Source organism: Paenibacillus profundus, from assembly GCF_021369635.1.
In the GTDB taxonomy this organism is placed as follows: domain Bacteria; phylum Bacillota; class Bacilli; order Paenibacillales; family Paenibacillaceae; genus Paenibacillus_B; species Paenibacillus_B profundus.
The window spans coordinates 1-23458 of the sequence record NZ_JAJNBZ010000008.1; the positions used below are offsets into that span (position 1 = coordinate 1).

A 23458-nucleotide genomic window follows, 5' to 3' on the forward strand; every position below is an offset into this window, starting at 1 on the left:
ACGCCCTGCTGTTCGATGGGGTTCGCGATGACTTACTGGGGCGCTGACGGCGACTACTTAAAGTTTCGTTGTCCACACGCCACAGGCAAAGTCGATTGTCCACTAGGTATGACCGCTTGCTCGTCGTCCAACTACGGCATGGTAGTCAAAGTCGATACCAAGGAAGACTTGAGACGATTCAGCCATCCGCATCGGGATACCAAACGATGGAAAGAACTTTACAACGAACGAACCAGCGTGGAACGCTGTAACTCCCGAATGAAAACGTATTTAACCGCGGATCGTCTGCATGTCTGGGGCATTCAAAAAGTCACCACGCATCAGTACTTGAATGCCATTGTTCTTCTCGTATCCGCACTTTCAGCTGCTTCGAGAAGAAAGCAAGCCGCCGCTTAAAAAGCTCAAGCTCCAAAAATTCTGGAGGTCTGTCCATTTTCTGAAAGCATACGGTCCTGCGTCGAGACGTTGAGCACTTCTCTCTGCACTTCACCCAGATTTGGAATTATGCAAAATGCTCAAATATGAAGGCAATTTTTCAATCGCAGGCGTTCCCGGATTATCTTCCAAGATCATGTTGAACTTTCTCGATTCGGGCGGCACTTTCACGAGAAAAATGCTGCCGTCAGGCAATGCGATCGACACGGTGCAAATTAAAGACGGAAGGCGTTTTGAAATCAGTGTCGTTGACTGCGTCAATACCATTGTATTTGTAAGAGCGCAAGATGTGGGTGTTAAAGGTACGGAACTCCAGTATCCAATTAACAGCAATGCAGAGCTGTTAGATACCTTGGAGCAGATTCGCGTGAAGGGCGGAATTCTCGCCGGACTGATCCGGCCCCAAGAATCAGTCAGACCGACGACGCATTCGCTCCCCAAAATCGTCATGGTCGCACAGACGACGGATTATATCACGTTAACGAATCAAGCGGTTCAAGCGGAGGACATCGATATTTTATCGCGTTATATCTCCATGGGGGCGCTGCACAAAGCACACGCTGTCGGGGGAGCCATGGCGTTAGCGGCAGCTTGTCAAATACCGGGAACCATTCCTAGCCTCTTAACATCGTCCTCCGGCTCTACTGTACGTATAGGACATCCGTCAGGCACAATGTATGCGGAGGCTGTTGTCGAAAGGAAAGAAACGGATTGGCATGTAATTCGTGCGGCTTGCGGCAGAACCGCCAGAAGATTAATGGAAGGAGAGGCGTATATTCCGGTATCGGTGCTGGCAGCTCATGGTTAAGCGGCCTCCCCGCGTTGGCTGTGTGTCGGGCATGCCGGGTATAGTGACGGGGAAACGGCAGTAGCCGTCAGATAAAAAAACCGGGCCGCCCTCGGGCTTCCCGGTCTCCACTCTCGCCGCGCGGCATAGAAAGAACTATAACTTACTTCATCATTTCGTTCAGCTTGTCCGGTGTGAGCAAATTCCCAACGTAGAAGGAACCGAATTCGCCGAAGCGCGCGCTTACTTCATCGAAACGCATTTCATAAATCAGCTTTTTGAACTGCAGCGCATCATCACTAAAGAGTGTTACGCCCCACTCCCAATCGTCCAAGCCTATGGAACCGGAGATGATTTGCTTCACTTTCCCCGCGTAGCTGCGGCCAATCATGCCGTGGCTGCGCATCATCGCGCGGCGGTCCTCCATCGACAGCATGTACCAGTTATCCGCCAAATCACGCTTCTTGTTCATCGGATAGAAGCAGATGTGCTTGCTCTTCGGCAGAATCGGCTTAAGCCGGGCGATGACTTCCGGATTATCCATCGGATCTTCCGTGGAACCCGGCTTCGCCAAGTAATTGCTCAGTTCGACAATACTTACATAAGAGTAGGTAGGAGTCGTATACTGGGCAAAGGACGTTTTGTTCAATTCATTTTCCAGCTCGTTGAGCTCTTCTAACGTTTCACGCAGATGGAAAATGACGAAGTCTGCTTTCTGGCCGACAATGCTGTATACCGCCGTGCTGCCCTTCTTGTCATTCTCTGTCTGGGTCCAATTGGACCACAGCGCATGAAGCTCTTCCAGCGCATGAGCGCGCTCTTCATCGTCAGCTTTCTTCCACTGTGTCCAGTTGATCGTGCGGAAATCATGGAGCGCATACCAACCGTCTAGCGTTAATGCCGCTTCATTCATGTCGTTATCCTCCGTTATTTAATAAAGTACGTATTCAAAAAGGTCATAGGGACCTTTTTGAATAACCTCTAAAAGATTGTTAAACACAATCGATACGATTAGCCATTACTCAAAGCCATTGTAGCTCATTTGTTATCATATGAGCAACTTCGACGTGACGAATGTCACTGAATGTTCGTTGATTTTTCACAAGTGTACAAGTACACTAAGACTATTCAGCAAATTAGCGAATTATGGATAATAGAGTGGCGAAAATAGACCTGCAGATGGATACAGGGGGATGATTACAGATGGGCTGGATTATGGTCATCATTTTGATGGTGCTCTTCTTTGTCATGATGTTCGGTATCGGTTTCATTCTCAATATGTTGATGAAGACGACTTGGTTTCCGATCGGCTTCTATATTGTGATTGTGCTGCCAGCTACCGTTATTATGCTGTGGAAGCAGGACAATACCTTCCTGGAAAATGTCGCGAGCTTCGGGGTAGTCGATTATTTGACGGCGGTGGCCGGGTTGGCCGGAGCTTACATTAGCGGGAAGACGATTTATTTCTTGCGCAAGAGCGGCTACCAGATGTTCTAAAAATTGAGTGTGCACTGTGAATGGAATTGTCAAAAAAGGGGGGACGCATCTATGAATGGGATGGGTTCCTTTCTTTATTTAAAGATGAGAAGGGTGAGGTGGCGACAACGATGAACGCTCAAAAGGGGCGAACGGCTCTAGTGGTTGGAGCAACGGGGCTGGTAGGGCGGGAATTGGTGCGCAAGCTCGCGGAGGATGCACAAGTTCACAAGCTGATTGCGCTTGTGCGCCGTATGCCAGAGCAAGGCGAGGCGTCTTGGTTCGAGCATGCGAAGCTGGAATGGCATGTCGTGAACTATGACCAGTTGGAGGCATCCAGACAGTCATTCTTGGGTGTGGATGAGCTGTTCTGCTGCTTAGGAACGACGATAAAGAAAGCGAAGTCGCGCGAAGCGTTCCGCCGCGTTGATTACGAATACCCGCTGGAAGCAGCTAAGCTGGCTGCAGAGGCTGGCGCCAAACGAATGTACGTCATTACAGCCATGGGGGCGGATCCGCGTTCGAACGTGTTCTACAGCCGTACGAAGGGCGAAGTGGAAGCGGCGCTCTCCGGTCTGCCATATGACAGCATCTATTTCTTCCGGCCTTCGCTCTTGCTGGGCGATCGGAATGAACGCCGTACCGGTGAGCAATGGGGTGCGATTGCCATGCGCCTCCTGGATCCCATCTTCAAGCTCGGGCCCTTGAAGCAGTATCGCGCCATTCCGGCAAGTGTGGTCGCGGAAGGGATGGTCGCGGCCGCGAAGCAACCGCAGCCAGGGGTGCATGTCATTCTATCGGATTGCATCGCCCCTCTGCCCGTAAATGCATTTTGACAATAACGATTGCGATCGAATACAATAAACATGATTGCATCGACAGATGCAAGTTGATTCTGAATGAAAGGGCAAGGTACACACCGCGATGGACAACTAATCCGAACTCAGCGAATCATTTTGACAGCATTATGATTTCAAAATGTACGTTCAGAGAGGATAGATCTGCCCATTTAGCAGGTTGTATCGGCCGTTATATATAAGCATGTAGAACGATTGAGAAGGTGAACCGCACATTCAGCGGACATGAAGCCGGTGGCTCCTCGTATGTTCATTCTTGTACGAATGGATATGCGTCGTAAGCTGCTTAGCGGCATCTTTCGCGTCAGCGACAGATGATTCCTTTGGCGTCTGGCGATGAGGTGCTCCCATTCTCTCTATTGTGCAATTTCTGCAAGCTTATTGCCGTGAAACGCTATCCTCTCTGGGTAAACCAGGGAGGTTTTTTTATGAATGAAAGATATACAACGAAGACGCCGGAGGTGTCCGGGCGCCTTGTCATGGAGGCGCATCAACTTGCTGCCTACGTCGGCGACCGCCGCTTGTTCCGATTACAGGACCCGCTGCGCGTTTATGCGGGCGAGCGCATCGGTCTAATCGGAGCGAACGGAGTGGGCAAGACTACGCTCCTGCGAATGCTGGCAGGGATACTTGAGCCGGACGCAGGCTATGTGAAATGCGACGTCTCCTCATCCTTCGTGCCGCAGCTTGACGATGTGAGGGAAGAAGAGGCGGAGGAAGTGACACTCAGCGGAGGTGAACGGACGAAGCGCCGTCTGAACGAAGCGGCGAACGGCGGAGCGGAGCTGTTGCTGCTCGATGAGCCAACAAGCCATCTGGATGTAGAGGGCTTGGAGTGGCTGGAGGAACGCCTCATCGATTATGCGCGGAACGGGACGCTGCTCTTCATTTCCCATGATCGGACGCTTCTGAACCGTGTCGCTACGAAAATATGGGAAGTGGAGAATGAAGCGGTTCATATCTATAGCGGAGGCTATGAGGATTACCGCAGAGAGAAGGAGCGGCTGCGGATCGAACGACAGCGTGCCTACGAGAATTATGTGGCGGAGCGGCAGCGATTGCAGGAGGCGATAGTGGAGAAGAAGACACACGCCCATAAGGTCGGAAAGCCTAGGTCCAAGAAAGGATTGACGAGCAAGGAGATTCGTTCGGCTCGTCCGCATTTTAACCGCAAACAGTCGAAGGTCGAGAAGACGGTCAAAACGATGGAGAAACGGCTGGAGCAGTTGAAGGTCGTCGAGCAGCCGTTCGAGCTTGCGCCGGTGCTGTTCGACGCGAATTGCCATGCGCCGCTTCGAAGCAAGAGTGCGCTAGAAGCGCAGGGGCTTCGGCTCAGCGTAGAGGAGCGCGAATTGGTGCGTGACGGGGCCTTTCGCATACGGCCGCACATGCGAGTAGCGCTAATCGGGCCGAATGGAGCGGGGAAGACCACGCTGCTTCGCCGCTTATTGGAGGCGTACGAAGCCCACGGGCAGGATACGGAGCGGCATGCGGAGGGAGCTGGGGTGATCCGTTACGCGCCGAGCGCCCGCATTGCGTATTACGATCAGAAGCTGTACGCCTTGAACTTGCAAGAGAGCGTGCTTGATAATGTCCTGAAGTCGAGCGCTTATGATCAGACTTCCGTACGTACGACGTTGGCGCGGCTTCGGCTGCGCCGGGACGACGCCTTGAAGCCGGTATGGCAATTGAGCGGCGGCGAGAAGGTGAAGACGCAGCTTGCCAAAATGTTCATGAGCGAAGCGAACGTGCTGTTATTGGATGAGCCGACGAACTATTTAGATATCGACACACGCGAAGAGTTGGAGCGAGTCCTGAAGGCGTATCCCGGCACGCTTGTCTTTGCCACACATGACCGCACGTTAATGGATCGGACGGCTACGCATGCCATCGTGTTCAACAACGGCACGTTGGATTGGCTGACGATCGAAGCGCTGCGCGAGCGGCTGCGGTTGAATGCGAACGGTGAGCGCAGTCCCGAGGCTGCTTCCGCAGCGGAGGTTCAATCGGATAGCGTCCTGTCATTGTCCGCGGAAGAGCGCATGAAGCTGGAGCTTGAATGGGCGGAGCTGCTAGCCCGATTGTCGGCTCCGCGCAAGGATGATGCGGTCGAGGAGTTGGAGCGCCGATATGCGGAATTGTTGGAACGGCGCCGACAGTTGTGAGTGGAATCGAATTCCGCTCCATGATGACGGTAAGCGATATCGCGGATCGAGGCCGGGTGATGTGTTGCAGGATGCGCAGACACTGGCGGAACCACAAGCGATATATGCGTTGCTGATCCAGTCTTAAACGCATTTGTTGATAGCAAATCTATGAGTCGGTACCGTCCGCAGTTACCACGATTTTGTCGGACGGGCCGGCTCTTTTTATGATACAATAGGAAAACATGATTTGTTCGGGAGGAGAAGGAGAGAATACGATGCGGATGTCAAATATGCACCATTTTACGGAACACCATCGGTATGTGACTTACCGGGAATTCAGCTTGAGCGAATTGGATCTGAAGATGCTTTCCCATGTGTATCAACCGATGGTCGGAGCATTCGCAATCGGAATGTATCATCTTCTGCATCAGCACGTTGCAGCCGATCGGACCGGATACTCTGGCATTGACGCGCAGCGGCGTCTATTTATGCTGCTTGGATTGGAACCAAGCGAGAAGGGAAGAACGTATTTTGTCGAGCAGACCTCCAAGCTGGAAGCAGTCGGACTGCTGCAGACCTCGCGCATCATGCTGGCGGATATGGACGAATGCTTGTACGAATACGAGCTGCAGCCTCCACTATCACCTAATGATTTTTTTGAGACACAGCATTTAACGCTGCTGTTGCGGGATAAGGTGGGGAAATATGCTGTCCTCTCGTTAAGGGAGCAGTTCTGCACAAGCGAGCCGTTCGATCTTGCCTCATGGGATGCGCATAGGGAAGATATATCCGTTCCTTTCTACGAGCTGTTCCGTTTGAATACGCAAGTGATCGATTTTGAACTGGAACAAGCGCTGCAAGAGGTCGCACCGAGCCGTTCGGCGCAGTCTGCCCAGTTCGCTCAGAAGCCGGACGCACAGGATTTGAATTATGCCGACATTATTACCCGCTTTCCGAAGCAATCGCTAAATCGTAGATTTGTAGAGCAGCTGCGCTATGACAAAGAGGGAATGGGCATGATTAATTATGTGGTGCGGAAGTTCGAGCTCACGCTGCAGGAGACGTGCCGTCTATTGGATGAAGAGGGGGTGTTCACTGCAGAGGGTTCCATTGCGCTCGAAGAGATGCAGCATCGCGCCCATTTGCATTTTCGCCAAAATAAGCGGCGCAGTGAATGGCGGGAGCGGGAACAGAGCCGGATCGAACAGAGCTCGCAGCCGGAGGAAGCACACGAACAGGAAGTGGCGGTGCAGATGGAGTTCTATGTTGAGGTTCCGCCGCAATTCCGCGACAAGTGCGATGTTCACCAATACAATATGATGCTTCGCAATACGCCGTATACACTGATGTTGGAGAAGTTTTTCCCGGGTGCCGTTCCAGATTCATTCCTTGATATGTTTACCAAAATGGACCTGAATTATAAGATGTCGGACGAAGTGATTAATGTCCTTATTCATTATTTAATGACGATGCTCGTTCAAGGAGCGGAACAACGGTTGAACCGGAATTTTGTCGAGGCAATCGTGTCGAACATGCTCGTGAAGCAGGTGGGCACTTACGAGCAGGCGGTCATGTATATTCGACAGCAAGCTCAAGTGAATGATGCGGACCGATCCCGTACAGGCGGTTCAGATTCTGCGAAGTCACCGCGTTCGCGCAGCCGGTACAACAAGACGGCCAAACCAGCGATTCCAGTCGTTCAGCGCACGGGAACCGGCGGCGCCAAGCTAACTCCCGAGGAGCTGCAGCGCGCACGGGATCTGGCACGGCGCTTGGACGAAGGACGAGTATAGCGCGAGTAGCTGTGTGGATATAAGAATGTGGAGGTGTAGCGAATGGAATCTATCGGGGACATATTGAAGCAGCTGCCGGTTAGCAGCCGGAGAGCACAAGCAGAACAGAAAATGACGGAGCTGTTGAATGACCCGCTCATCGTTCAATTTCGAACGAAGTATCCCGAGCTGGATGACCGCAGCCTTCGCATTAATTTGAATAAATTGTACCAGTATGTGACGGAATATCGACGCTGCATGCAATGTCCGGGCTTAGAGAACTGCCCTAATGACTTTCGCGGCCATTATACGAAGCTGAGTGCCGAGACGGTGAATGGCCATGCGCTCGTCTACGATCGCAAAGTGCCGTGCAAGAAGCTCATTTCCTTTGAACGGCAGCAATCCATTCAGAATCGAGTACGTTCCTTCTATGTGGATGAAACGGCGTTGAAGCAAGGATACTCGGCTTCGGAAATTTTGGAGAACGATATCGAGCGCAGCGATGCCGTCTTGGCGATCATTGAATATATCGAGCACACAAAGAAAAACGGCTTGCAGCCGCACGGTCTCTATTTGGTCGGTCCATTCGGCACGGGCAAGACGTTTCTGATGAGCTACATCTTATATGAGCTCGCACGCGCCGATTGTACGGGTGTCATCGTATATATGCCGGAGTTCGTGGAAGAGCTGAAATCGATGTTCCAGGAGCCGCAGAGGCTGCGCGATACGATCGAAATGATGAAGGATACGGATTTGCTCGTATTTGATGATATTGGGGCAGAGAACATAACGCCGTGGGTTCGCGATCACGTTCTCGGTTCCATCTTGAATTACCGCATGAATCGCAAGCCGACCTTCTATACGTCGAACTACGATATGGACGCGCTATTGAAGCATTTCAGCTATACGCGCGAGGGTGAGGACATTCATAAAGCCGAACGATTGATGAATCGCATCCGCCCGTTTGTGAATGTTGTTCAAGTGGATGGAAGAAATAAGCGGGGCCAAGCAGATTCGTAATTACAATATTTGCATATGGATGTGCGTTACAAAAAATTACAGCCTCCATGTATAATGTAAAGGCAGTATGTTTTTTCAACAGGGAGGAATTATTGTGAATTCGAAATTTTTACGCAAGCAAATGATTTGCGGCTTGATGGCGGCATTGATGGTCGGCGCGTGGGCATTGCCTGCTTCCGCTCAGACAGCGGCTGCTTCCGATGCAGCGAGCACATCCGTTACGAGTGAAGTTACGGGGACGGCGGATGAGGCGCAAACGACTACGGACATCGAAGAGCCGGCAGTTCCGGAACAAACGGTCGTTTCCGTGAAGGAGCCGGAAATCCGCGTGGACCTGACCAAAAGCATCGTCTTTTACCGTGCAGTCGGCGGTGAGTCCATTGGCTCACTGGAAGCGCAAACGATATACGTGGAACGGACAGAAACGGACGCAAAGGGCCAGAAGTGGGGCCAAGTTCATACGTGGCTCGGGTACGTGTGGGTTCGTCTGTAGAGAAATAACCGTACAGTTCTTACACCATGCCAGCAACACGAAACAAAGTCCGGCCGCTATAAAGCGGGCCGGACTTTGTTCGCGTTGGGCTTATATCAGCGAAGACAAGTCGCCCGTCGTGCTTCAGAACGGTGAATGAGCGCTACGAGAGGATGAACTTCACAATCACCATGCCGAAAAAGACGACGAACATAAATCCGGTCATGGCGCCGAACCCGAACATCAAATCTGAAAAATCGTTGCGTGGTTCTTCGTTCACATGTTGGCGCGGGTCGATGCTTCTTGCTTCCATTGCGGGTCCTCCCATCTGTCGTGTCTTAATGCTATGATGCACATCACAGCATAGACAGGTATTTTAACCCAATTATCCGCTTATAGTATATCGAACTGCGGCAGGACTGTAAAGAGCGGGCCTCCTTATCGTGTGACAAAATGGGAACAAAAATCCCGTTCAATTTCACATAAAACAGCGAACTGTGGTATACTTTACATGTTGACTCAGATTGCAAGCTTTTCACCATAAAGGAGGAACCTTATTATGGCTATCGTTAACGTATCCGACCAGACGTTCAAGACTGAAGTTGAAGGTCAAGAAGGCGTTGTATTGGTCGATTTCTGGGCGCCTTGGTGCGGTCCTTGTAAAATGTTAGCTCCTATCTTGGATGAATTGGACGGCGAAATCAGCAGCCAAGCGACGATTGCAAAAGTAAACGTGGATGAGAATCCAGAATCCGCGTCCCGCTTTGGCGTTATGAGCATCCCTACCATCATCGTATTCAAAGATGGCCAGCCTGTAGATAAAGTGGTTGGTGTGAATTCCAAGGATGCACTGAAGAACTTGGTTGGCAAGCATCAATAAAGATTTGCGCTACGGAGGACAACCCGTATCCGGTTGTTCCTTTTGTAATTTGTAAAGCAACGGCACTACCTAGCGTTATGCTGCCAAGCCTTCCCGATTCGGGAGGGCTTTTTCTTCTGCTTGTGCTCGTATACAATAGAGAATAGAAAAGTAACGAGAGAGGGGGGAGGACGATGAGCGACAGTGATATGAATCAATCCAATTGGCGTGCCGAGCGCTGGAAAGAGCGCTGGAACGAACGCTATGCTCCGGAAGAGGAAACGGAAATGACACCGGAAGAGCTTACCGAGCGGGGACAATCGTTAGAGCGCATCCACAACAAGCTTGCGCTGCTGCCGGATCAGCCAGGTTGTTATTTGATGAAGAACCGGGAAGGCACGATCATTTATGTCGGCAAGGCGAAGGTGTTGAAGAACCGGGTCCGGTCCTACTTCTCCGGCAGCCATGACGGCAAGACGCAGCGCTTAGTATCTGAAATTCGCGACTTCGAATATATCGTCACTTCCAGCAACATGGAAGCTCTTATATTGGAATGCAACCTTATCAAGAAGCATCATCCTCGTTATAATGTGTTGCTGAAAGACGACAAGACGTTTCCATATATAAAAATTACGAATGAGCGCCATCCGCGGCTTGAAGTGACACGGCGCGTGTTGAAGGATAAGGCCAAATATTTCGGACCCTATCCGAACGGCTTTGCCGCCCAACAAACGAAGAAGCTGCTCGATCGCTTGTATCCGCTGCGCAAATGCAGCACAATGCCAGATCGGGTGTGCTTGTATTACCATATCGGCCAATGCTTGGCGCCGTGTGAGTATGAGGTGACCGAATCTGAGTACGAAGATATGGTGCAGGAAATTTCCAAGTTTTTGAGCGGCGGTCATGAAGAAATTAAAAAAGAGCTGCGTCGCAAAATGGAGGAAGCGGCAGAGGAGCTGCAGTTCGAGCGGGCGAAAGAGTTCCGTGATCAACTGATGTCGATTCAAGCCATAATGGAGAAGCAAAATATTAACACGGCGGATCAACTGGATCGGGACGTGTTCGGTTTTGCCGTGGACAAAGGCTGGATGTGCGTTCAGATTTTATATGTCCGCCAAGGCAAAATGATCGAGCGCCATGCGACGAAATTTCCGTTTTACGGCGATGCGTACGACGATTTCATGTCCTTCGTTACCCAGTATTACAGTGAGAATCCAGCGCTTCCAAGGGAAATTCTGCTTCCGAACCCCGATCCGGTCGAAACCGAGGAGTCCGTGGATGCTGCGGAGCCTAGTGAAACTCTTATGCCAGTGACTGATGTTGAAGTGTCGGAGGAGAATAAAGCAGGCGCGGATGCACTGCAGGAATGGCTGAAAGTAAAGGTTCACATTCCTAAGCGAGGCTTGAAGAAGCAAATGATCGGCATGGCGATAGAGAATGCCCGTGTCACGCTGGATGAGAAATTCAAGCTGCTTGAACGCAGCGAGGAACGGACGCTGGGGGCGGCCGAACGGCTCGGCGCTGCGCTTGGCATCGGCTCAGCACGCCGCATCGAAGCGTTTGATAACTCGAACATCCAAGGGTCTGATCCGGTCTCAGCGATGGTCGTATTTATCGACGGCAAGCCGGCCAAGAAAGAATACCGCAAGTACAAGGTACGGACAGTTCAAGGTCCGGACGATTATGAGACGATGCGCGAAGTGATTCGCAGACGGTATGAACGGGTGCTGAAGGAACAGCTGGAGCAGCCTGATATGATCGTGGTTGACGGTGGCAAAGGCCAAATGTCAGCCGCCTTGGACGTACTCGAGAACGAGCTGGGCTTAGCCATTCCGGTATGCGGCTTGGTGAAGGACAACAAGCATAAGACGGCGCAGCTGATGGCTGGCGATCCGCCGGAAGTCGTTCCGCTTGGACGCGACAGCCAAGAGTTCTATTTGCTGCAGCGCATTCAGGATGAAGTGCACCGCTTTGCCATTACGTTCCACCGGGAGCGGCGGGCGAAATCGATGGTTACGTCTGCGCTCGATTCCATTCCCGGCATCGGCGAGAAGCGCCGGAAGATGCTGCTGAAGCATTTCGGTTCCTTGAAGAAAATACGCGAGGCTGCGGTCGAGGATTTCCGTCAGGTTGGTATCGGCGAGAAGCTGGCGCGAACGATATTGTCCTCGCTGCGGGATGAGGAAGAACAGCACGAGGCTGTTGCGGATGATGAGCCGTACGAAGAAAAGAGCAGAGAATAAGTGAGCAAAGGCAGCTTTGTGGGGAACTTCCTGCAAAGCTGCTTTCAGGTTTAGATGGATTTTTACCTCGGGAGAGGGTCCGAAAGGGTGTGTTTTCGTGTATTTTGATCGCGATACAATAAGGAATCAGCTAAAAGCACAAATAAAAACAAATGGACATATTATTGGCGTAGCGTCTGGAGCAGGCATTACAGCGAAATATGCGGTAAAGGGCGGAGCTGATTTCATTTTAGCCTTGAACTCAGGACGTTTTAGACAGATGGGATTGAGCTCTCTTGGAGGATTACTGCCATTTGCTAACAGCAACGAGCTAGTTATGGAATTTGGCTCTAGAGAGATTATTCCTATCGTAAGAGACGTTCCTGTCATCTTTGGACTCTGTGCGACTGATCCAACCATTAACTTAGAAGATTATATGGAAACCATTCGTATGAAGGGCTTTTCTGGAATAAATAACTATCCAACCGTAGGATTAATGAACGGCCAATTTGGTGAGGCTTTGAAGGAAGAGGGGAATTGTTTTGAAACAGAAGTTAAGGCGATCAGAATAGCGAATGAGAAAGATCTGTTTTCGATTGCTTTTGTGTTTGACCAAGAGCAGGCACGAGACATGGCTGCTGCTGGCGCAGATATCATTTGCGCTCATTTAGGTTTTACAAAAGGCGGTATTTTGGGCGCGAAAAAAGTTTTATCCTTAAAAGCTGCTGCAGAGATGGCGAGAGATATTTTTCGTGCTTGTGATGAAATAAATCCCGATGTATTGAAGATGATCTATGGCGGTCCAGTCAATACACCTTCCGATGTGAAGTATATGTATGATAATACAGAAGCTGTAGGGTATTTGGGCGGTTCTTCATTTGAACGAATACCTTCTGAAGCAGCGATTACGAAAACGGCTATCGATTTCAAGGAGGTTGGACTTACTGAACATGACAAGCTCCTTCATAAAATGCTTGAGGGTGTGACCAAGCACTATGATTATGTTCAATTCGTTAAAGAGTATGTAGCTGCGAATTACATGAATGAGATTTCTTTTGCAGAACTGGCTTTGGTAGCTCATATTTCAAGGACATATTTAAGTTATTTGTTCAAAAAAGAAGTTGGATGTACGTTTCCTGAGTATGTAACAAGGTTTCGAATCAATAAAGCAACGGAGTTAATGAAACAGAATCATATCGAGTTATCTGAAGTTTCCGAACTTGTGGGATATAATGACTACGCCCATTTTAGTAAAACGTTCAAGAAACAAACGGGGCTTTCCCCCCGAGAGTATCAACGACAGTACAAAAACACATAAACACCATACAAATCTACATGAATCATCAAACATAAAACTCTATACTTGAATTGTAAGCCGGCTTAGTAGTCCTTCATACTTCCACTTTTACGAGGAGGTCATTATATTGAAAACAGTTGCGATAGTCGGAACATTTGACTCCAAAGGAAAAGAATTTTCTTTTGTGAAAGATATTCTGCAAGGTCTTGGGTTGAATACGCTTACCATCCACAGTGGAGTATTCGAGCCCATGTTCGTCCCAGATATTTCGAATGAGGAAGTAGCCAAGGAAGTTCATGCAGATATTCGTGAAATCGCCTCCAAAAAAGACAGATCTTTAGCAACGGAAATTCTTGCAAAAGGTATGGAAAAACTAATTCCTAGACTATATGCGGAAGGAAAATTCGACGGAATCATCTCCTTTGGCGGTACCGGCGGCACATCCATTGTAACGCCGGGAATGAGAGCGCTGCCAATAGGTGTGCCGAAAATAATGGTGTCTACCGTCGCTTCCGGGAACGTCTCGCAGTATGTAGGGACTAGCGATATTATGATGTATCCATCTATCGTCGATGTATCGGGGCTGAACTCGATTTCAACGAAAATCTTTACCAATGCAGCCCTTGCGATTGCAGGTATGGTGAAATATGAGGTCGATTATAAAGTTGAAAAAAAACCGCTTATAGCCGCTACCATGTTTGGGCTTACAACCCCTTGCGTCAACCAGGCTAGGGAGTACTTGGAGGCACATGGGTATGAAGTGATTGTGTTCCATGCAACAGGTACTGGCGGCAAAACGATGGAAAGATTAATTGAATCTAATTTCTTCGATGGCGTGTTGGATCTCACCACAACAGAATGGTGTGACGAACTGGTAGGCGGTGTGTTGAATGCAGGACCGCATCGGCTCGAGGCAGCCGGGCGCTCTGGTGTGCCTCAAGTTGTTTCGACAGGAGCATTGGATATGGTCAACTTCGGGCCGTTCGACACGGTGCCGGAGAAATTCCAGGATAGAACTTTTTACAAGCATAACCCGACCGTGACTTTAATGAGAACGACGGTTCAAGAAAATAAAGAAATAGGCAAGATCATATCCGAAAAATTAAATAAGGCGACCTCTCCAACCGCATTAATGCTGCCTTTAAAGGGTGTTTCCGGGCTGGATGTGGAAGGACAGCCTTTCTATGGAGCAGAAGAGGATCGCGCCTTATTTGATACGCTCAGAAATAATATTGACCGAAACGCCGTAGAGCTCATTGAATTGGACTATGACATCAATGATAAACATTTCGCTTTAGCGGCAGCTAAAAAGTTAATCGAATTGATGCAGAAATAGAGAAATGAGGAGGAAGCAAAATGAAACAAACTCGTCAAGAAATCATAAACCAATTGAAAGAACATGTAGCTAAAGGTGAAATGATTCTAGGAGCCGGAGCAGGTACGGGGATTTCTGCAAAAAGCGGTGAAGCGGGCGGAGTAGATTTAATCATTATTTACAACTCGGGAAGATATAGAATGGCTGGCCGGGGATCTCTTGCAGGATTATTGCCTTATGGGGATGCTAACCAAATCGTTGTAGATATGGGAGCGGAAGTATTGCCAGTTGTGAAGCATACACCAGTGCTTGCAGGCGTGTGCGGTACAGACCCTTTCAGAATGATGGAAGTTTTCTTGAAGCAGTTAAAAGAACAAGGGTTTGCAGGCGTGCAAAATTTCCCGACCGTTGGCTTGATTGATGGCGTCTTTAGAGCGAACCTTGAAGAAACCGGGATGGGCTATGATTTAGAGGTTGATATGATTCGGAAAGCACACGAGCTTGATTTGCTTACTACCCCATATGTATTTGATGAAGAACAAGCTATTAAAATGGCTAAAGCGGGTGCGGATATTTTGGTAGCGCACATGGGCTTGACAACAAAAGGAACAATTGGCGCGAAAACCGCATTGACTCTTGAGGATTGCGCCAAGAAAATCCAAGCTATTACCGATGCGGGCAAATCTGTAAATCCAGATATTATGGTCATTTGTCATGGCGGTCCGATTGCTGATCCGGAAGATGCTCAATATATTTTCGACAACACCGTAGGTGTGGATGGATTTTTCGGTGCTTCAAGTATTGAACGGTTTGCCACAGAGGTTGGTATTAAACAGCAAGCAGAAGCATTCAAACGTGTTAATTTAAAATCGTAGAATTTATAAACTTTTCAGGGGAAGCCATAGGTTTCCCCTTATTTACGTTTTTGTAGAGTTACTCTCCCTTGCCCATCCATTCGGCTATTAGATTGTCAAAAGTATGGGGCTCCTCAAACATCGGATTATGTCCGCTATGCTCAAAAATCACTTTCTTCACGTTCGCATAAGTATCATTTATCAGATCCCATAGCGAGACCGCAGCAACCTCCGCCTGTTTTGCTCTATGACATGGGCAACATGTTCACTTTGCGTTGATGAAGATTCTTTAAGCCGTATATAATCAGCACCGGCAGTATCAAGTATAGCGCGCCGAGCGTCGAGCCAGACACGGTTCCTCCCAGTAAGTAAGACATGCTCATCAGCAAATTATCCAGCATGAGGTGGGCGAACAATGCGGTCCAGAAGCCGTGCCTCAGCATGATGTACAAGAATATAAAACCCATAATCAACAGTTCAACCGGCCGGGAGTAGAACGGGAATATCGGATAAGTGACATGTCCGAAAGCCCAGATGAGCGTCGGGATGAGACCAGCTATCCATGGATTTCTCACCCAGCGCTGCAACAGTCCCGTGCCGAACCAGCGATAGACGCCTTCTTCCGATATCGCAGCCATCCAAGCGAGCAGAGGATAAAGCGCCGGCAGCCTCAAGTTAAGCGGAGACTGTGATGCATCTGTCGTCGACCATGCGCCAAATCCCGTCTCCAAGGCGGCGAAGATAAACGTCTGCACTCCAAGCAAGAGCCCTGCATAGACCGTGCCGAGCCAGAAGGCACGGGGCAGCACTGTACCGAACTCCGGACTGCTCCAGGTGGGCATCAAGCGCCGATGCTTAGACTGATCCCACAAGCGTGTGCCTGCTAGCAAGGAGAAATAGAGCACCACTCCCTGAAGCACTGTAATTCCGCCTTGGACGATCAAAGCGTACTCCATACGGATCTGTGCGGCAGGCACCCCGAATTGAAGCGAGATGAGGCCAGGCAGCAGGTTCCAGATATGAAGCAGGGAGATTCCGCATGAGACGATGGACAGTGTGATTATCGTACCGGAGCGGAATCGGATAAGCTTGCGGTAACGAATGCACGCGACGAGCGCGAGAATGCTGAGCAGCAACGACATCCATGTATAACCAATTTTATAAATGGACGAAGCGGTGGCGGTCTGCTGCAATTCCTCTGTTTTATAGCTTAGCGGCACCTCCCATACTGGCTTGGCTGTGACGACGTCGTTGTTGTGAAAGTGTACGACGAAGTCAAGCGTTGCGCCGCCAACTTTGGCTTTGGGCACCGTGACCCGCATTTCGTCCTTGCTGTTCAAGCTTTCTTGCTGAATGTTCAACTCGGATGATGACCAGCCCAATTGTTTTATGGTCTGTTCCGCCACGGCGCGATAGTCTAACGTTCGGGAGACGACGGAGTCATCCGCGGCAGTTGCCGGGCGTCCGGTGAAATTGAAGCCGATAATCTGGCCGTTCGTCATGTTGACATCGATGCTCAACACATCAGGGCGGCCTCCACGTACAACGGAGAGCAGGACTTGATACCTATCGTACGGAGCCTTGCGGCTCCAAGGCTGGAAGGCTTCCGTCAAACGCTCCTTGCTGATATATCCAGCCAGCGTGGAATCCGTCTGATACACGACTGTCGGGTCAGCACTTCGCATCGTCAGTTCGGATCGCCAAGACTGCTGCTTCATGTACTGAATCGCCTTGTCGGCCGCCTCCGTCTTCGTAATCATTGAGACCTGTGCGCCTTCCTCCGGGCTCACCTCGAATTGCAGTAAGGGAATAATAACCTGCACGGTGAGAAACACTATGAACCCAACGATGGAAGCAATAAGTAAAGACTTGGTTATGTAATAAGAAGGTGCAGCCTGATTATGAGCATCATGGTGTGCTTGATGGGTAAAAGACATCTTTTTTCCTCCATTTAGTCGTATATACGCAGTTCTCTTTTATTATTGTATCCACTTCATTTGTGTAAAGTCCAGCAGAGGAATGAAGCTACGCCTTGATAATGAAAGAGTTCTCGATACATTTCAAGAAAATGGGGTTTTGTAAGCGCTATTTAACGTTATTTTTCAGCCTATTCAACTGAATTTGTTCGATCTTTGACTTTGTGCGCGAGTAGGGAAACGTATATAATCTCGTTATGAATTGCATACATGCCGAGTTTCGTCAATGTACGAAAGCGGGGGAACCGATTAATGGGGTGAATTTCGCGTATGACGGGTCATAAGAACCGTCTGCGAATAGGGCAGCCTGAACGTGCCCGAATCCGTCAGCTAACCTCGTAGGCAAGTGCGTCAGGATACCAGCGATAGCATTGGATTTCCAGTGCTTTTTTTCGTGGACAAAAAGAGGTGACACCCCCTTGAAGCTTTCAAGGAAAAACAGGATTTTACATTTAACGCCGTCACGCATACTTGTCGTTGGATTTGCATTAATTATTTTATTAGGCGCATTTCTGCTTATGCTGCCGATATCAAATTCCAACGGACAGCCGCTGTCTTTTGTTGATGCGTTTTTCACAGCAACATCAGCAACCTGCGTGACCGGGCTAGTTGTGGTCGATACAGGCACCAGCTTTACGGTGTTCGGGCAAGTGGTCATTATGCTGCTCATTCAAGTCGGCGGGCTTGGCTTCATGACGATGGCGACGTTGTTCGCGCTTGCTTTTAAAAAAAAAATTTCGTTAAAGGAACGTCTTATTTTACAAGAAGCGCTTAATCAAGGCAGCATGGAGGGAATTGTCCGCCTTATCCGCAAGGTGCTGCTGTTTGCCTTCTGTATCGAAGGAACCGCCGCCATTCTGTTTGCGACGCGTTGGGCGTTCGACCTGCCACTCGGACAAGCCATTTATTTCGGGATATTCCATGCGGTGTCATTGTTCAACAATGCCGGATTCGACCTGTTCGGTTCGGTGTACGGACCGTTCTCCAGCTTAACGAGCTATGTGGGAGATCCGGTCATTAATACAGTGGCTATGTTGCTCATCGTACTGGGCGGGATTGGCTTTATCGTATTGTCCGATGTAGTGGATTATCGCCGTACCCGCAAATTGTCGCTGCATACGAAGATTGTTTTGACAATGACCGGACTTCTTATTGTTATCGGCACAGTCGTTATATTCATATTTGAATTTACCAATACACGCACGCTCGCCGGTTTAAGCGGGTGGGAGCAGTTCTGGGCTTCTTTGTTCCAGTCTGTCAGCCCGCGTACGGCCGGCGCGAATACCATCGATATCGGCGCCATGCGCCAAGCTTCCCAGTTTTTTATGATCATACTAATGTTTATTGGGGCTTCACCCGGTTCAACCGGGGGAGGGATCAAGACAACGACGTTCGCCATTCTTGTCGGCGCGGTCATTACGATGATTCGGGGAAAAGAGGATATCGTCATCTATCGCTATCGCTTGGCGAAGGACAGAATATTCAAAGCCGTTACATTGACCTTGTTGGCATTATTCCTGGTCATTATGGTCTCGATGATATTATCGACGACAGAGGACCATCCGTTCCTTATGATTTTGTTCGAGACGACGTCTGCCTTCGGCACGGTCGGCTTGACAATGGGCTTAACGACGGATTTGACCGATTTCGGCAAGGTGCTTCTATGTTTGACGATGTTTGCCGGGCGATTGGGGCCGATAACGCTGGCCTATGCGCTCGGACCGAAGAGCGAGCGGGAACTGTACCGCCATCCGGAAGGCAAGATTACGATAGGGTAAATAGAGAATAGTAATGGATGAAGGAGTTAATAGCTATTATGGAGTTGCAGCAGTTTGCAGTAGTCGGGATGGGACGATTCGGATCGAGCCTTGCCAAGGAACTAGTCAGATTAGGACATCAAGTGCTGGGCATCGATAAAGATGAAGAGGTAGTTGCGGATATGACGGGCATGGTGACCCATGCCGTCGTGGCGGATGCGACGGATGAAGATGTGCTCCGCTCGCTCGGCATTCGCAACTTTGATTGCGCCATTGTTGCGATTGGCGATGACATCCAGACGAGCATCCTGGTCAGTATTCAGATGAAGGAGCTTGGCGTCAAGAAGGTAGTCGCCAAGGCGCTGTCTGACCTGCATGGCCGCGTGCTTGAGCGGCTTGACGTAGATCGGGTTATTTATCCCGAACGAGACATGGGAATCCGCGTTGCCCATCAGCTTGTGTCTCCGAATTTGCTCGATTATATCGAGCTGTCGAAGGAGTATACGATTGCTGAGCTCAGTGTACCCGGCTGCATGCAGGGGATGTCGCTGAAGGAATTGAACCCGCGGGCCAGATTCGGCTGCAGCATCGTCGCGCTCAACAAGCCGGAAGGCATCATTATCGCCCCGTCGGCCGAGGCTGTCCTAGATGAGCGGGACATTATGGTCATGATCGGAACCAACAATCAAATTGAGGATTTCGAAGAATCGATTATGTTGAAAAAATAAAGAACACGCCGCCTGTTTGCCCGTCCATTGACGGAGTTAAGCGGGCGGCGTTTTATTTATCTATAGGATACACAAGCTGTCACTCCTGTATTTTCAAAATCATGTTGGCAAGCTCTTGCTTGTCAATTTCCAATGCTCTCGCTTCCTGAAGAATGCGCGGCAGCTCGACCTCTGCGAACTGGGCGCGGCGTTTCTCGCGCACGAGACGCTTCGCTCCTTGGCGCACGAACATTCCCACACCTCTTTTCTTGTACAATATGCCTTCGTCTACAAGCAAATTAATGCCTTTGGCAGCCGTGGCTGGATTGATTTGCAGCACTTTGGCGAATTGATTGGTGGAAGGCACTTGGCCTTCTTCCTCTACGGCACCGCTCAATATGTCATTTGCAATCATGTCGGCGATTTGCAAATAGATCGATTTGGACTCATCCAACAGCAATGGATTCACCTCGTTTCGTCCGGTTATCGTACTTACTCCATGCCGTATGCGCGGGCAAGCATTATTTCATGACCGCATTGGTTCATTACTCATGTAACTAACTATAGTTTCTGAAAATGAAAAAAGCAAGAGGCGCGATAACGCCTCTTGCCTGCAGCTTGCCATTGCAACCGTCTGCCGGCAAGGCAGCTGTTACAGAAAAATCTTCGTTAAAATGAGCAGCAGCACGAAGTAAAGGGCGATGCTGCTTGCGACGTACAAAAACCGGTTGTCGCGCGTCACTTCCGCCTGCTCCATCGTCTCGGATACCGTCATGATGACGGAGGTGAACCAGACGATGCCCGCGATCGCGAGCGACAGGGAAGTGAAGCTGATGAGCATCATGAGGAAGGCGACCAAGTAGGCCGGACCGTAGGGCATTTGCATCGCAGCCAAACGGACGAGGAACGTCTTCACGTCCGAACGCTGCACGCCCTTCCAGCGGCTGACGAGCCAGAGCGCGCCGAACAAGGCGGCGAGCGTAATAATGTAAAGCAAGACGAGCTTGATAAATAAACCGATAGACTCACCTGCGTTTAGATAAGCGCCGAAAGGATTAAGCATGGACATGAGACCGCTAAATATGCTAAAAGCGAACAAGGCGAAGCCAATTGCCGAAGCCGCCACTGCAATGACGCCGTACAGCCAGTCGGAGGCTGGCTGTAGAGCAGAGGCTTCCGTCGGATGCTTCATCAATTGAACGACGCGCTTCATATCAAAAGCTGATTCGCGCTTGGCTCCGAATGAAGCCCCGCCGTACGAATTGGAACCATTCGCGTCCAATGGTTGGTTAGGCACTTGGCCCGGAGCCGCATAAGGTGCCGAAGCGTCCATCGCTCCAGCAGCGGCGGCTGTCTCCCGGTGACTGGCGATTTCTTGGCGGACTGCCGATTCCTTCTGATCGGAAGTGCCGCTTAAGGCTGCCTCCTTGGAGCAGGTGTGGGGCTCATGCTCATCCAACTTCTCCCCACAACGGTTGCATACATCCATCTAACATCATCCTCCTGAAACCCCTAGATTAGCAAAGTTTACTTTTTTCTTTTTCTATTTTAATTTCGACAGCAAATGACATTATTCCTTCTTGAAAATGTGATTCCATGTCGTCGCCGCCTGCGTCGTTTCTTCAATGAACCGTTTGGCCGCATGGCTTAAGGCGGCTTGCTCGGCGTATACAATAGAAGTGATGCGTTCGGTTTGCTTCAGCTCTTTTAAATGAATGGCGACCAATTTATTGTCCTGCAGCCATTCTGAGCGCAGATACGACTTCGGCAGCAGTGCAGCGGCATGGCTCGTCGACAGCAGCCGCACGATCGCCTCGAATGAATCGATCTCCATCCGGATATCCGGCATGATGCGATAGCGGCGGAACAGATCGTCGATGAGCTTGCGGTACCAGGAGCCTTTGGAGAACAGCAGCATCGGCAAGCCGTTCAAGCGGGCCATCGACCAGTCGCGGCAGTCTGCCAAGTCATGATTTTGCGGCAGCACCAGCTGCAAATGGTCTGCAAACAGCGGGATGCATATGAGGCCTGGTTCACGTATGGCATCAGCTACGAGCCCTAGATCAACCGATTGCTCGCGTACCTGAGAGACAATTTCGTGGGTCTTGCCTGTTACGGCTTTTACGTTAGCTTCCGGATGCTTTTTCACAAATAAGGAAACAAACAGCGGCAGCGTCGTCTGCAGTGTCGTTAAGCTGGCGCCTATCGTGACGGTAGCATGTCCTTCCGCCTTGTAATCGGCGATAGACTTCAAGAAATCGAGCTGGCGGTTGCGGATGTCAAGCGCGAATTCATAAGTAACCTGGCCGACGCGCGTCAGTTCGAGCCGTTTGCCGTTCCGAATAAACAAATCGACACCGAGCTCCGCTTCGAGCTTCGCAATCTGGCGGGACAGAGCAGGCTGAGATATGTTTAGCCGTTTGGATGCTTGATTTAGACTGGTCAACTCGACGACCGATGCAAAGGACTCTAACAAATCCAACATATTCTGAGACCTCCCATTTCATAAATAATATGAAAATGCAAATTGTCAATGATCTCACACTTATGCGATTTAGTTATAAAAATTATAATAATATTGCAATTCCATTATAAGCAAAAAAGGAGTAACATGGAAGTGTCACAAGTTGTTCACATTACGAGGAAGCGGTTACAAGGGCTACGCATGAGCGCTGTCGAAGGAAGCAACAACAGGGTTTTGCAGCCCTGATAAAAAAGTGACAAAATGTTGACGCTTTCGACAGGCACAGGTAAAATGAGGATGTTTCATTACCAAAATCTACATGGATGCAAAATGGAAAGGGGAAACGGCACGCTTATGAAACGAGGTTATTTTTACTCGCGGAAGTTGCACTCGCTTCTAGGGGTTATCCCGCTTGGGTTCTTTCTTATTACTCACATGATATCCAACTACTCCGCATACGAGGGCGGAAGGGAATCGTTCCAAGACAAAGTCGCATTAATCAACGGTTTGCCGCTGGTGTTTTTCATGGAAATGTTCTTCATTTGGCTTCCGCTTCTGTATCACGGTGTGTACGGCCTGTATATCGCATACACGGCCCGCAACAATGTGGGGAATTACAATTATGGACGTAATGTCGCTTTTCTGATGCAGCGCATTACCGGTGTGATCACGTTTATCTTCGTGACATGGCACGTTTACGAGACGAGGGTGCAGGTGGCGCTAGGCAACATTACCCATGAAGAGCTCGGCTCTCATATGAACAGCATCGTTACGCAGCCAATGATGTTCATCATCTATCTGATTGGAGTCGTTGCGGCATCGTATCACTTTGCGAACGGCATGTGGGCGTTCCTGGTCAGTTGGGGTATCACGGTCGGACCGCGCTCACAAGCCATTTCTGCTAAAATTTGCATGGGCCTGTTCGTGCTCATGTCCACGCTGTTCGTGCTTGCGCTATTCGCCTTCCGGGGGAAAGAGTTCGAAGCATCTGCAGCAGCGATACATTCGTTAGTTACCATCATCGGTTAAGGGAGAGTGGCG

The 23458-nt window shown here is 49.8% G+C and carries 23 protein-coding genes, 1 pseudogene and 1 riboswitch; of the genes and pseudogenes, 17 read left to right on the forward strand and 7 right to left on the reverse strand.

The window, feature by feature from the left end; translation table 11 throughout:
• Together LQV63_RS12165 and LQV63_RS12170 are read left to right on the forward strand one after the other, a co-directional pair.
• The coding region (locus tag LQV63_RS12165) for a transposase (protein WP_233696924.1) at positions 1–396 on the forward strand (396 nt) is incomplete at its 5' end.
• A gap of 115 nt (positions 397–511) precedes the next feature.
• On the forward strand, positions 512–1243 hold the full coding sequence (locus LQV63_RS12170; protein WP_233696925.1) for a PrpF domain-containing protein: 732 nt from the start codon (positions 512–514) through the stop codon (positions 1241–1243).
• A 142-nt stretch (positions 1244–1385) separates the two neighbouring features.
• Here LQV63_RS12170 and hemQ read toward each other — a convergent pair whose 3' ends face one another.
• Complete coding sequence (gene hemQ / locus LQV63_RS12175; protein ID WP_019423728.1) at positions 1386–2135, reverse strand: hydrogen peroxide-dependent heme synthase; 750 nt, start codon at positions 2133–2135, stop codon at positions 1386–1388.
• Positions 2136–2425: 290 nt separating this feature from the next.
• On the opposite strand from hemQ, the gene LQV63_RS12180 reads away from it, so the two are divergent.
• The 7 genes from LQV63_RS12180 (at position 2426) to LQV63_RS12215 (ending at position 8987) form a co-directional block, all read left to right on the forward strand.
• Positions 2426–2719 carry a YuiB family protein gene (locus LQV63_RS12180; RefSeq protein WP_019423727.1) on the forward strand — a complete coding sequence of 98 codons (294 nt, stop codon included), beginning with the start codon at positions 2426–2428 and terminating at the stop codon, positions 2717–2719.
• A 110-nt stretch (positions 2720–2829) separates the two neighbouring features.
• Complete coding sequence (locus LQV63_RS12185) at positions 2830–3534, forward strand: NAD(P)H-binding protein (RefSeq protein WP_019423726.1); 705 nt, start codon at positions 2830–2832, stop codon at positions 3532–3534.
• Between the two features lie 449 nt (positions 3535–3983).
• The gene (gene abc-f / locus LQV63_RS31770; RefSeq protein ID WP_325175877.1) at positions 3984–5720 is read left to right on the forward strand and encodes a ribosomal protection-like ABC-F family protein; all 1737 of its coding nucleotides are present in this window, start codon (positions 3984–3986) and stop codon (positions 5718–5720) included.
• Positions 5686–5847, forward strand: coding sequence for a hypothetical protein (locus LQV63_RS12200; protein ID WP_233696926.1), 162 nt, complete (start codon positions 5686–5688; stop codon positions 5845–5847). The genes abc-f and LQV63_RS12200 overlap by 35 nt, the downstream gene beginning before the upstream one ends.
• A gap of 130 nt (positions 5848–5977) precedes the next feature.
• The gene (locus LQV63_RS12205) at positions 5978–7495 is read left to right on the forward strand and encodes a replication initiation and membrane attachment family protein (RefSeq protein WP_233696927.1); all 1518 of its coding nucleotides are present in this window, start codon (positions 5978–5980) and stop codon (positions 7493–7495) included.
• Positions 7496–7537: 42 nt separating this feature from the next.
• Complete coding sequence (gene dnaI / locus LQV63_RS12210; RefSeq protein ID WP_233696928.1) at positions 7538–8494, forward strand: primosomal protein DnaI; 957 nt, start codon at positions 7538–7540, stop codon at positions 8492–8494.
• A gap of 94 nt (positions 8495–8588) precedes the next feature.
• A complete protein-coding gene (locus tag LQV63_RS12215) occupies positions 8589–8987 on the forward strand; it encodes a hypothetical protein (RefSeq protein WP_019423722.1) in 399 nt (132 codons plus the stop codon).
• A gap of 142 nt (positions 8988–9129) precedes the next feature.
• On the opposite strand, the gene LQV63_RS12220 is transcribed toward LQV63_RS12215, so the two are convergent.
• Positions 9130–9279 (reverse strand): hypothetical protein, encoded by a 150-nt coding sequence (locus tag LQV63_RS12220; protein ID WP_019423721.1) that lies wholly within the window; start codon positions 9277–9279, stop codon positions 9130–9132.
• A 246-nt stretch (positions 9280–9525) separates the two neighbouring features.
• Between LQV63_RS12220 and trxA the strand changes: the two genes are divergently transcribed.
• From trxA to LQV63_RS12245, 5 genes are all read left to right on the forward strand, one after another.
• The gene (gene trxA / locus LQV63_RS12225) at positions 9526–9846 is read left to right on the forward strand and encodes a thioredoxin (protein ID WP_019423720.1); all 321 of its coding nucleotides are present in this window, start codon (positions 9526–9528) and stop codon (positions 9844–9846) included.
• A 173-nt stretch (positions 9847–10019) separates the two neighbouring features.
• Positions 10020–12068, forward strand: a complete 2049-nt coding sequence (gene uvrC / locus LQV63_RS12230; RefSeq protein WP_325175878.1) for an excinuclease ABC subunit UvrC — start codon at positions 10020–10022, stop codon at positions 12066–12068.
• A 97-nt stretch (positions 12069–12165) separates the two neighbouring features.
• Complete coding sequence (locus tag LQV63_RS12235; RefSeq protein ID WP_019423718.1) at positions 12166–13365, forward strand: phosphoenolpyruvate hydrolase family protein; 1200 nt, start codon at positions 12166–12168, stop codon at positions 13363–13365.
• A gap of 106 nt (positions 13366–13471) precedes the next feature.
• Positions 13472–14680 carry a Tm-1-like ATP-binding domain-containing protein gene (locus tag LQV63_RS12240; RefSeq protein ID WP_233696929.1) on the forward strand — a complete coding sequence of 403 codons (1209 nt, stop codon included), beginning with the start codon at positions 13472–13474 and terminating at the stop codon, positions 14678–14680.
• A 20-nt stretch (positions 14681–14700) separates the two neighbouring features.
• Complete coding sequence (locus LQV63_RS12245; RefSeq protein WP_019423716.1) at positions 14701–15534, forward strand: phosphoenolpyruvate hydrolase family protein; 834 nt, start codon at positions 14701–14703, stop codon at positions 15532–15534.
• A gap of 58 nt (positions 15535–15592) precedes the next feature.
• Here LQV63_RS12245 and LQV63_RS31775 read toward each other — a convergent pair.
• Both LQV63_RS31775 and LQV63_RS12250 read right to left on the reverse strand, forming a co-directional pair.
• Positions 15593–15742 (reverse strand): annotated as a pseudogene (locus tag LQV63_RS31775) (alpha/beta fold hydrolase); the annotation flags it as partial.
• Between the two features lie 16 nt (positions 15743–15758).
• The gene (locus LQV63_RS12250; RefSeq protein ID WP_233696930.1) at positions 15759–17450 is read right to left on the reverse strand and encodes a CPBP family intramembrane glutamic endopeptidase; all 1692 of its coding nucleotides are present in this window, start codon (positions 17448–17450) and stop codon (positions 15759–15761) included.
• A gap of 240 nt (positions 17451–17690) precedes the next feature.
• A riboswitch (cyclic di-AMP (ydaO/yuaA leader) is annotated at positions 17691–17849 on the forward strand.
• Positions 17850–17908: 59 nt separating this feature from the next.
• On the opposite strand from LQV63_RS12250, the gene LQV63_RS12255 reads away from it, so the two are divergent.
• Positions 17909–19267 (forward strand): TrkH family potassium uptake protein, encoded by a 1359-nt coding sequence (locus LQV63_RS12255; protein WP_233696931.1) that lies wholly within the window; start codon positions 17909–17911, stop codon positions 19265–19267.
• A gap of 38 nt (positions 19268–19305) precedes the next feature.
• Entirely contained in the window at positions 19306–19974 is a 669-nt protein-coding gene (locus LQV63_RS12260; protein WP_233696932.1) for a potassium channel family protein, read from the forward strand.
• Positions 19975–20053: 79 nt separating this feature from the next.
• Here LQV63_RS12260 and LQV63_RS12265 read toward each other — a convergent pair whose 3' ends face one another.
• The 3 genes from LQV63_RS12265 to LQV63_RS12275 form a co-directional block, all read right to left on the reverse strand.
• Positions 20054–20413, reverse strand: a complete 360-nt coding sequence (locus tag LQV63_RS12265) for a GntR family transcriptional regulator (RefSeq protein WP_267934017.1) — start codon at positions 20411–20413, stop codon at positions 20054–20056.
• Positions 20414–20605: 192 nt separating this feature from the next.
• Positions 20606–21442: a hypothetical protein gene (locus tag LQV63_RS12270; RefSeq protein WP_019423711.1), complete on the reverse strand. Its 837-nt coding sequence runs from the start codon at positions 21440–21442 to the stop codon at positions 20606–20608.
• Positions 21443–21523: 81 nt separating this feature from the next.
• Entirely contained in the window at positions 21524–22438 is a 915-nt protein-coding gene (locus LQV63_RS12275) for a LysR family transcriptional regulator (RefSeq protein WP_019423710.1), read from the reverse strand.
• A gap of 333 nt (positions 22439–22771) precedes the next feature.
• On the opposite strand from LQV63_RS12275, the gene LQV63_RS12280 reads away from it, so the two are divergent.
• Complete coding sequence (locus LQV63_RS12280) at positions 22772–23446, forward strand: succinate dehydrogenase cytochrome b558 subunit (RefSeq protein WP_026011285.1); 675 nt, start codon at positions 22772–22774, stop codon at positions 23444–23446.
• Positions 23447–23458: the final 12 nt, after the last annotated feature.